The 10,924-nt window shown below is 43.4% G+C and carries 6 protein-coding genes; 2 read left to right on the top strand and 4 right to left on the bottom strand.

The window, feature by feature from the left end; translation table 11 throughout:
• Positions 1 to 13 precede the first annotated feature (13 nt).
• The 4 genes from KS2013_RS04080 to KS2013_RS04065 form a co-directional block, all read right to left on the bottom strand.
• Entirely contained in the window at positions 14 to 490 is a 477-nt protein-coding gene (locus KS2013_RS04080) for a cupin domain-containing protein (RefSeq protein WP_068990110.1), read from the bottom strand.
• 213 nt (positions 491 to 703) lie between these two features.
• Complete coding sequence (locus tag KS2013_RS04075; RefSeq protein WP_068990107.1) at positions 704 to 4,177, bottom strand: S8 family serine peptidase; 3,474 nt, start codon at positions 4,175 to 4,177, stop codon at positions 704 to 706.
• A gap of 291 nt (positions 4,178 to 4,468) precedes the next feature.
• Entirely contained in the window at positions 4,469 to 6,730 is a 2,262-nt protein-coding gene (locus KS2013_RS04070) for a tetratricopeptide repeat protein (RefSeq protein ID WP_068990104.1), read from the bottom strand.
• Complete coding sequence (locus tag KS2013_RS04065) at positions 6,730 to 7,446, bottom strand: response regulator transcription factor (RefSeq protein WP_068990100.1); 717 nt, start codon at positions 7,444 to 7,446, stop codon at positions 6,730 to 6,732. The genes KS2013_RS04070 and KS2013_RS04065 overlap by 1 nt, the downstream gene beginning before the upstream one ends.
• 457 nt (positions 7,447 to 7,903) lie before the next feature.
• On the opposite strand from KS2013_RS04065, the gene KS2013_RS04060 reads away from it, so the two are divergent.
• Both KS2013_RS04060 and KS2013_RS04055 read left to right on the top strand, forming a co-directional pair.
• Entirely contained in the window at positions 7,904 to 10,348 is a 2,445-nt protein-coding gene (locus KS2013_RS04060; RefSeq protein WP_068990098.1) for a tetratricopeptide repeat protein, read from the top strand.
• Positions 10,349 to 10,382: 34 nt separating this feature from the next.
• Complete coding sequence (locus KS2013_RS04055) at positions 10,383 to 10,715, top strand: hypothetical protein (protein ID WP_068990096.1); 333 nt, start codon at positions 10,383 to 10,385, stop codon at positions 10,713 to 10,715.
• Positions 10,716 to 10,924: the final 209 nt, after the last annotated feature.

Raw genomic sequence — 10,924 nt, 5'->3', positions numbered from 1 at the left:
TTCTATACAAATTTTAATGGCGAGGTGTATAAACAATTTCTGGATCAAAGATATCTTTGGCTCCGGCACAGCTACAACAATAGCAGTAGCCCATAATGGCGCCATGAGGACCCACTTCGAACTCATAGTCTTTACCTGCAGGAATAAACATCCAGTCCCCGGCCGTTAACTCTTTGCCTTCGTAGATAATCGAGCCTTGAGTAATAAATCGCAAACCGTCACCTTCTTCGTGAGCATGACGTCCAACTTTGGCTCCTGGGTCAGCTTGAGTCATAAAAATTTGAGTTGGCTCCATCAAGAACGGTAATTGCCACTTTTTAAATCCCCGAGGTACATTTTTGATCTGCATGGCTTCTTTTAGCCTTTCAGAGAGCTTATCTCGGGACGTTAAGATTTGTTCGTGGATATCAACTTTAGCTTTTTTTAGAAACTGCTGAAGGTTTTCACTGCCTTGTTTAAAGCTAACCTGGTTGGGATTAAAATTATCCATTGTAAACACTCCTTGTATTTTCCATGATTTGAACTGTGCATTTTTTGCACAAACTTTAGTATACGCCCTTATCTTTTAATTTCAGTGCAATTAAGTCATTTTGCCGATGCAAATATGACTGGTTGGAGTTGCCAAAAATGAATTATACAAATAAAAAAGGCCCCATTTCTGGGGCCATAAACACTAGGGAGTTTGTGTGTGTTTTTACGAGGACTAACGAGGTTGTTTTGGGCCTTTACCTTTGTTGCTTGCTTGCGCTGCAACAACTGTAACTGCTTCCGAACAAACGTTGCTTCCAGCTTCACAGATTTGATAATCAAACTGAGTAGCAGAAGATTGGAAACGGTCAGTGTAAGAACCGTCGTTATTAGTAGTATCAACTAACACGCCGTCACGATATACGTCTACAGAGTTAGTAGAACCACCCACCCAGCTTAGGTCAGCTGTAACACGGCCGTTCTTGCTTTCAGCTGATGCAATCAGATCGATAGCTGCTGATACCGATACTGTTTTAGAAACAGAGTGGCTCGCGCCCTGGTCATCAGTTACCGTCAAGCTTACAGTGTAAGTACCAGCCGCGTTGTAAGTATGCGATGGGTTAGCAAGGCTTGAATTCATGCCGTCACCAAAATCCCAGTCCCATGCAACTACTGAACCATCTGTGTCACCACTAGCGTCAGAGAATACAACGTCAAGGTTGTTTACGTTGAAGCTAAAGTCAGCAACCGGAGCTTCGTTTACTGGCGCAGGATTAACTGTTACAGAAACCTGTGCAGTACCTGTAGCGCTCGCGCTATCTGTAGCCGTAGCTGTTACGACGTGAGTACCAACGCTTAGAGCTGAAGTGCTCACTGAGCTACCTGTACCAAGGTTACCTTGAATGTCAGAAGACCATACCAATGTGTTAGTTACATCACCGTCTTCCGCATCGTTTGCAGAACCAGCGAACGTTACCAGGTCACCTTCAGTGAAAGTAGAACCACCTGTTGGCGAGCTGATTGTTACGGCTGGAACTTCGTTACCTGGGTTAGTGCTACCACCATCGTGAACGAATGTTAGAACCCAGCGGTTAAGGTTACCTTCGTCACCTGCGAACTCATCTTGAATACGAAGTTCCCAAGTACCTGCGGCATTCTCACCATTAAACTCAATTGGGTAGAACGTTTTGTTCAGGTTACGGTAATCATCGCCACTTTCTCTGACGTCAAAGATTTCAACAGTAGTGCCGTTTGGCGATACCAGGTGAATTAGCATGTCATTGTTAAAGCCGTGTTGAGCTTCAATGTGAACATTCATTTCACCAATAGTTACACCTAAAGGTACTTCCATCTGCGCCACAGTTGTTTGGAAATCACGGATAGGATAAGTACTAGTATCTTCATACGAAACAGTAGTACCGTCAGTGATAACGTATAGGAAGAACTGTTTTGAACTTTGTGCACCGTTACTATCAGCTGCCTCAACGGTGATTTGATGCGTACCTTGACTCAAATCGCTGCGTGTAAAGCTAGCTCCAGTTCCAATCACACCATCAAGACTTGATGTCCAGGTCAGATTCTGGCTGATGTTACCTTCTTCCGAGTCAATAGCTTCTCCGTTAAAGACGATAGCTTCGCCAGGCAAGAATAAAGAGCCGTCAACAGGGTCTGATACAGAAACTGTAGGAGGAAGGTTAGTACCTGGATCAGCACCACCAGTAATCTCCATGCTCCAGTTGTTTAGCGTACCCGTATCTGCGCCGACATTATCGCTGACGTTCAATACCCAGTCGCCATAAGCTTCTGTAAGGTCATACTGATCAAGACTATAGGTCGCAACCAAGTCATCAGCAGAACCACCAGTCTTATCGTGCAAAGTGACGGTTTGTCCCAGTGGAGACGTTAAAGTCACTACAAGGTCACTGATATAAGTGTGTGAGATATCAACATTCACCGTTAAATCAGTGATCGTTAGAGCCATACCAACGTTGATGATACTGTTGATACCAGTAGGATCATTGTCTGGAATCGCAACAGGCGTAGTATTTTCAAACGTACCTGTAAACGTACCTACAGGATACACAAGTAGAGAAACATCAGTGCTTTCAGTAATCTCTCCATCAACTGCAGTCACAGTAATGGTGTATTCACCCAACGCTGTTTGATCGTTAGTTGCAACCGTCATTACAGTTGAACCATTAGCGTTAACAGAGCTGTTCGAGAAACTGATATCCGCGTTCAAGCCAGGAGCTGATGCAGAGAAAGTTGCCGTACCTGTGTAACCTCCAACAGCATTCATGTCGATAGTATAGTCTGTAGGAGAACCCTGGTTTACTGTTCTGCTTCCCGGAGTTGTTAGCAGGTAGTAACCTGGACCACCGGCACCTGCCATGTTCAAGGCGTTTTCAACGTTAAGACGCTTACCAGTAACCGTTAAACCTTCAAGAGAAGAGATAGGGTCACCAGAAGACATCAAGATGTTTTTAACGTCGGCAGTAGTTAGGTTTGGAGCAGAGGCCAATACCAACGCAGCAGCACCAGCAACGTGAGGTGTTGCCATTGAAGTACCGCTTAACACATTGTAATCATTGCCGGTGACTGTTGAATAAATGCTCGAACCTGGAGCACCCATATCAACCGTGGTAGCACCCCACTGTGAGAAGCTCGACATAGCATCAGTGCTGGTAGTCGAAGCGATAGACATCACGTTAGGTACATCATAGTTTGCTGGCCATGAGTCGAATTGATCGTTATCAACGGCGTCATTACCAGCCGCTGCAACAAACAGCATACCTGCGTTATCAGCAGCAATAATGGCATCTTTCAGCGATTGACTGAAAGCACCACCGCCCCATGAGTTATTCAATACACGAACATTTACGCCACGGTTAGTTAAATCAACCATGTAATCAATACATTGAATAGCGTCAGCAGTTGTACCACCAGAACTTCCAAGGAAGCTACAGCCAACCATGTTTGTATTCCAGTTAACACCAACAACACCAACACCATTGTTACCGGTAGCACCGATAGTACCGGCTACGTGTGTACCGTGGTAATGCGTGTCCTGTGGGTTACCGTTATCGTTGATAGCAGAAATACCGTGGATATCATCGATATAACCATTACCATCATCATCTACGCCGTTGTCAGGAACTTCATTTGGGTTAACCCAGATGTTTGCCTGCAAGTCAGGGTGCGTGTAATCAAAACCGGTATCAATAACACCAACTACGATGTCTTTTGAACCCATTTCCATTTCCCAACCTTGTTCAGCACTAATTTTTGGCATACCCCAAAGCTGAGAGTACTGAGGATCATTTGGAACTACAGATGGGTATAGCAAACCGTTTAATTCAGCGTACTCAACGTTTGGATTACGCTTTAAACGAGCAACAACATCTTTTGGGTCCTGACCCGAAGGAAGCTTAAACTCTACTAAACGGCCATTAGCAATATTGCGGAAACGGTCATCGACGCCGTCATCATTTTTATCTTTAAAGCTCGCGCCAAAAGATTTTGCAATACTAGCTCTATCTGCTTTTTTAGCAAATGGCTTGAATTTAACTAGAACTGAGTCTTTAGCATACTCAGCCTGCACAGGAGCTTTTTCTTTACCTGCTGCGACTAACTCCGTACTAGCACCTGCCATCAATGTTGTTGATAGTAGAGCAACCAGTACCTGATTAGGTTTACTTGGAAACTTCATCTTTATCTCCTCGCCTTTTGGCGATTTATTACCCCATACAAACTTATACAATTTGCACATTTTTTGTATAAATAAATATACAATGATTATTAATAAAACATATTTGTATAGTTTTGTAAAACAATTTTTATGATTGGAGATCAAAGACATTACTAATTCTTATGCAGGAGAAATCTGCATACAGCACGAGAAAGGTTTGAATATTTATATATTTATCAGATAGTTATTGATTCATTGATAAATAGAAAAGCCAATTTAAAGAAAGGAAAAATAATTGTATATTTTTTTATACTATTTAATATATTTATGTAAAGGCCAGTATATAACAAAGCGAGAACCACCCAAATCACTGGTAGTGATACGCACTTCGGCCCGATATAGTCGTGCTAAACGGCTCACAATGGCCAATCCTAAACCTGTGCCACCAGTGGAACGAGTACGACTCGGATCCAGCCTGACAAAGGGCTCGAATATTTTATCGCGGTCTTCCTTGGCAATACCCGGACCATCATCATCCACATAAATCTCTAAAGCGCTTGGGCTGGATCTGTACCCTAACTCCACTTGTTGTTCCGAGTAATTCATGGCATTGCTGATCAAGTTGCTTAGTATCCACTCGAAATGTTTCTTAGGTAACTGGAATTCCGCAGGACCTCTCGGAGGTTCGGCTCGGGTTATAGTTTTGTTTGGATGCAGTGGCTGATATGCTTCGATCTGCTCAGCAAGTAGATCACCAACAATAACTGGCTGGAACTCTTCAAGTTCTTGCCGGCTCTCCATTTTTAAGAGTGCCAGAATCTCTTTCAGTAATGAATCCAGCTCTCCCAGTCCGCGATTGATGTTCTGGAAGACTTTTTTATCGCCATCATCCAGCTCTTCAAGCATGTCTACACCTAGCTGGACTCTGGCTAATGGAGCTCTGAACTCATGCGCCACTGCTTGCATCAGGCCGGTTTGTGTTTCCAGCGCTCGGCTTAACGCTTGGTTTACTTTTCGTTGGCTATAACGGCCATAGAGCAGTAAAGCTATAAACAAGAGCAATGTCAGACTAAAAATCCAGACATTGCGCTCAAAACGTTGTTGCTGAATTTTTGCAGCCTGCAACTCCTTGTCGCGCTCCAACAGCTCAATTCTTTTAGTCCTCTTCTCTGCTTCATACAAACTTTGGAGCTGAGACAGCTTGTCGCTGTTGGTCTGACTGAAGATATCGTCATCCAACACCTTATGTTTACGGTAAGCCTCCAGTGCCTGCTGATACTCTCCCCTTTCCTCATAGATTCGGGATAACAGTTCGTAAGAGTCACTTTCCTGCGCTCTTTCTCTTGCTTCCGTAGCAAGTTCAATCGCTGTCTGAATATGCGTTAATGCCTCATCCAGCTGGTTTCGAATCAGAAAAATCTCGGCCTGGTGAAAATTCGTTTTTACTTCCAGGGGCTTCAGTCCAATCTCTTCGACTAGAGCCATGGCTTTATTAAGTGATTCCTGAGCATCCTCGGGCATATGACGGGCAATCTGCAGCTCCGTTTTAGAGATTAGAGCATTTGCTTCCATGACCTTATCATTGGTCTGTCTCGCGTAATATAGAGCCTTATCATAGTGAACCGCAGCGGCATCATACTGCTCTTGATTAAAGTATGCTAAGCCCATGGCATTCAGCGTTTGTGAAATTGCACGGGTATCACCCACCGGCTCGTAAAAATTCAACGCACGTTTTAAATATTCATGCGCCTTCTCGTACTCACCAATGTGGATATAGGTAATGCCGATATTTAATGAAATTTCTGCAGTGCCCGGTTCATCGTTAAGCTCTTCCCGGACCTTTAAGACTTCGAGCTGCACTTCAAGCGCCTGGCTATAACTGCTCTGTGACGAATAAATCCCAGCGATGTTGTTCATAGCGATAGTCATTTTGTGCTTGTCACCAAGCTTATCGCCTAAGTTTTTAGCCTGGGTAAAATAATCAAATGCTTTAGGGCTATCGCCGTTTTCAACATAAATCAATCCGATATTATTCAGTGTGGCAGACTCCCCGCTGGTATCTCCAAGCTCTCTCGCAATGTCCAGCGCCCGATGATACAAAGCCAGTGCCTCATCGTAACGGCCCTGTCTCCAGTAGGCTAAGCCCGCAATATTCAGCGGAACGATCAGTGACTTAATATCATCAATTCCTTCCGCAATCTCAAGCCCCCTTACCGACAGTTCTTCAGCTTCATCATATTGGCCTAAAAGCATATATGACCAGGCCATGTTACAGAGCACCAGCACCTCATCTTCATCATTTGGGTATTGTCGGATATGCTCTAGAGCCTTTTTACCGTAATCAATAGTAAGTTGAGGCTTTTCATTGCGGTTTTTGATGGCGAGCTCGAGGTAAATAGCGGTTTTTTTGTCACCGGCGGCCTGCTCCAGCTGCTGTTCTAATTCTTCGTTGGTGGGAGGCTCATCAGCAGCGATAACTTGACTGGCAATAACCAGATTCAAGACAAAAAATAAGCCCGCCACCAAAAAGGTGTGCAGGCTTTGCATTGTTCTGATTCGAGTTATATTCGCCATTAATGAAACGCTAACTGATAACCTTTGCCCCGTACCGTTTTAATTAATTTCGGTACCTTCGGATCATCTCCCATCTTGCGCCTTAAATGAGAAATACGCAAATCAATGGTTCTGGTCGAACTGTCGTAGCCCATTTCTTTAAAGCTCTCGGAGATAGCTTCTCGGGTAACAACATCTCCAGCGTTTTCAGCAAGTATCCATAATAATTCAAACTCGGAAGTGGTGAGATCCAACGTATTATCATAAAGAGTAGCGGAACGTGCGACCTTGTCGATGGTCAGCCCATTCACCTTTATACGGTACTGATCGCTCTCATCTTCCGGCACATCCTGATACTTAGCCAGTAAATCGTAACGTCTTAACAGGGCACGTACTCTCGCCAACAACACCCGTGAACGAACAGGTTTTGCCAAATAGTCATCCGCACCTATTTCCAGCCCAGTAACCTCATCCACATCATCTTCCAATGCTGTCAGCATGAGTATCGGTCCTTCGTAATTGTTCCGTGCTTCACGGCAAATAGATAACCCATCAAGATCTGGCAACATGACATCCAAAATCACTAATTTTGGCTGCCCTTCCACAATGGCCTTAACCGCTTTTGCTCCGTTGGCTTCGGTTTTAACTTGAAATCCATTCTTTTCAAGAAAGCCAGACAAAAGCTCGGTTAGCTCAGTATCATCATCAACAATGAGAATCCAATCGTTTAACTTCATATATCCATCAACAAGTTAGTAAATACACATTTGAATTGTATCATAATGTAAACTTTCGTGTTCAGGTTAATACAAATTTAACATTTATGTAAAAAACTCCCTAATACATTTTACAAAAAGCGATGTTCAACACGTAAATTTAACCAGGTCAGTATGTGAAAACCTCCATGCAATACCCTTTTTACGCCCCTCCTTGAGTCGCCTGGTATGTTAATTATTCCATTGAAAAACAAGGGGGTTAGCTGTATGATTTTTAATCAGAAAGCAGATTGTGTTCAGGGAAGAATCGGTCAAATTAATCAGAACCCTACCCCTGGCAACAATTATAATGAGCTAAAGGAACCCACCACCCTATTAGTTTATTAGCTTAATACCATACTAGCTGAAGCACTTATTGGGATATGTCATTTTATCCCTTACAAGGATCTTATTGTCGTGGGCTACGACTGGGCGAGCTATGAAACTAAACGGAAAGAATAGTTGGCAGATATTCATTAAGGAACTGAACCGCCGTAAAGTTGTTCAGTTAGTCCTCGCCTATATTGCTTTTAGTTGGCTAGTGGTACAAGTCACGGATGTATTAGTTGATGCATTCGAAGCTCCGGAATGGATTATCCGAACGGTATTTATCGTACTCATTATCGGTCTTCCCGTAGTGGCCATTCTATCCTGGGTGTTTGACGTAACTTCTCACGGCATCATTAAAACCCGTGAACTTCCCCATCCCAGCCAACTCGATATTAAAGCCATCCCCATCATTTTTCATGCCGCACTAAGTAAAGAACTATCCTATAAAGAGACACGGAAGCAGTTAAAAGATTATGTTATCTGGTCCGAAGACTATGACAGTCTCTCATCGGTTTTAAATGATCGGGACTGTATGATTTTGTTTCCCAATAGTGTCGATGCGCTTCGGTTTGCGATTCGAATCCAAAACCACTCTCAAAAAATCGACCTCCCCCTAACTATATCGATTATTGAAGCGCCAGATGATTATCAGTCCGATAATGCAGAGTTAAAAGAGCTCGCAAGAGGACGCGCATTGTCCATAGACTCACGTCCCGGAGCTATCGTAACAACAGAAACTGTTAAAGACACTATCCTCAACCGTGGCATCGAAGCAGTCGAATCGGCCTTTCATCCGATAAATAATGCTCACAGTGTGATTGAGCAGACAGAGTACATCATTGAGCCAGAAAATATATGCGACCTCAATAAAACATTAAAGTCGTATCGGGATACCGTACTTTATCAACAAACACCGGTGGGACTAAAAATTGCCGCCCTCCTGTTCCTAACGGTTGTAGCAGCCGTACTATGGAAATTTGTTCCCTCAATTCAGGCAGATAAATATCGAAACTTGGCTGTGTTGCCCTTAGTCAACTCCAGTACTGATAAAACCACAAGCCAAAACTTTGTCTCGGGATTTAGTGAGGATATTTTCAATCACATAGCTCATATCCCCGAGCTGAACCTAATCTCTCGACGTTCCTCACAGGCCATTTCTGAAAACCAACATAGCGTTCAGGAAATTGGTGATTTACTGAATGCCGATCTTATTCTAGAAGGAACAATTTCAAAGCATCGGGAAGAAGTTAAAGTAAACTTATGGCTTACAGATAGCTCGGATGGGATTGAAGTTTGGAATAAAGCCTTTATTGCTAGCGACAGTGACTTGCTGCTGATAAACCGACAGATCATTCAGGAACTATCAGCTTACCTCGATATCCAGACAGATGCTGTAAGTGTTGCCAACTTAACCGACAATCCAAGCAAAAAAGTGTACCCGGAATTTTTGGAAGCAAAAGGGCTTTTGAAACAGCCTCCCACACAGGAACGGTTATCAAAGGTTGAACAGAAACTGCAACTGGTACTGGATCAGCAACCTAACTTTGCACCCGCTGTCGCAGGCCTATGCGTGATGTATATTCGCTGGTACACCCTGACCCTGGACAACGCACATTTTGATCGGGCTGAACGAGAATGTAAGAAAGCTAACAAACTGGATAATGATAACATTGACGTTCTGCTCGCACTGGCTACCCTTTATACCAAAAAGAATGCCTACCAACTGGCACAGAACTATACCGATCGGGCCCAGGCCATCAATCCCAGTGACGTTGACGTGCTACACGCAAAAGCCGAGCTGATGGCAGCCAAGTCAGACTTTGGCAGTGCTGTTAAAATACTAAACCAGGCACTACAAATCGAACCCGGTTACTGGCGTCTGTATGTGAAACTAGGGCATATTCATATTCGGCAGGGAAACTGGCAACAGTCGATTGTTAATTTACAGAAAGCTTTACAAATTAACCCCAACGAAGCCTACCTCTATAACTGGTTAGGATCAGCGTTTGCCATGCAGGGTAATTTTATAAAAGCAGCTGAAACCTATGAGAACGGTCTTCATTTAGAAAAAACATCGGTCATTCTTGCCAACATCGGCAATATGTCCTACTACGCGGGAGATTTTAAAAAAGCCGTAAACTATTACCTACAGGCGATTCAAATTGATCCGACCGACTATCGATATTGGCTAAATCTGGCCGATGCAAAAGATCAGCTTGAGGCTGATGAGTTTGAAGTTCAGAACCATTACCAGCATGCGCTAGATCTTGCTTTAGAATTACTGACAGTATCTCCGGAGAATAGCGAAGCTCGTGTCATTGCTGCCTGGTCTTACGCACAGTTAGATGAAAGTAGCAAAGCACAAAAAGAAATGACCAATGCGCTGCAGCTGAGTCCAGAAGATCCAAACATACTGTTTATGGCAGCGCTCGTTTCAGCTCGAACAGGTCAGCAGGATAAAGGTAAAGCATTATTAGAGCAAAGTATTCAGTATGGCTTTCCAAAAGCCATTATTGATGCCTCACCTATCGTGAAGCAACTGGAGCTCATTTGAGCCCGATGTCAAAGTAAGTCAAAAGGAGTTAGTTATGACACAGTACAAAATTAAAGTTGAAAAGGACAAAAAGAAAGACGGAAAGAGTATTCCAAAGCTGGAGGACAAAAATCAGGAAACCATTGAGGTCATAAATGGCGACACGATTAAGTGGAAATATAAAAAAGGTAAGACCATTACCATCAGTTCCAATACGGACTTTAGTCCAGGCTCCGGTAACTCCTATTCAGGAGATGAAGAAGTCACGATTGAAGTGGGTGGCGCCACAGAAGGTAATAATATTAACCTGAAATACAATATAGCCACATCAGACACTGACGAAACGCTTGATCCCGTCATCATCATAAAAACGGCACAGTTCCGATAAGACTATCAAGCTATCATAAAAACCAACTGAGCCAATATAAATAATAGGGCTTGCGCGCCCTTATCAAATTTCCTTCTCCATAGGATAGCTCAGAGTGATGTCTCAACCATAAGTGGGTATGCTACAAAAGCTCATGAAAAGGCAGGTTGCCTTAAAACAATAAACTGATAAGGTAAAACCGTGTAGCAATTTTCTAGCATGGCCCTCTG

This window comes from Kangiella sediminilitoris (genome assembly GCF_001708405.1).
Classification (GTDB): Bacteria; Pseudomonadota; Gammaproteobacteria; order Enterobacterales; family Kangiellaceae; genus Kangiella; species Kangiella sediminilitoris.
The sequence above is the reverse complement of the archived record's forward strand: the minus strand, read 5'-3'. Positions and strand labels throughout refer to the sequence as shown.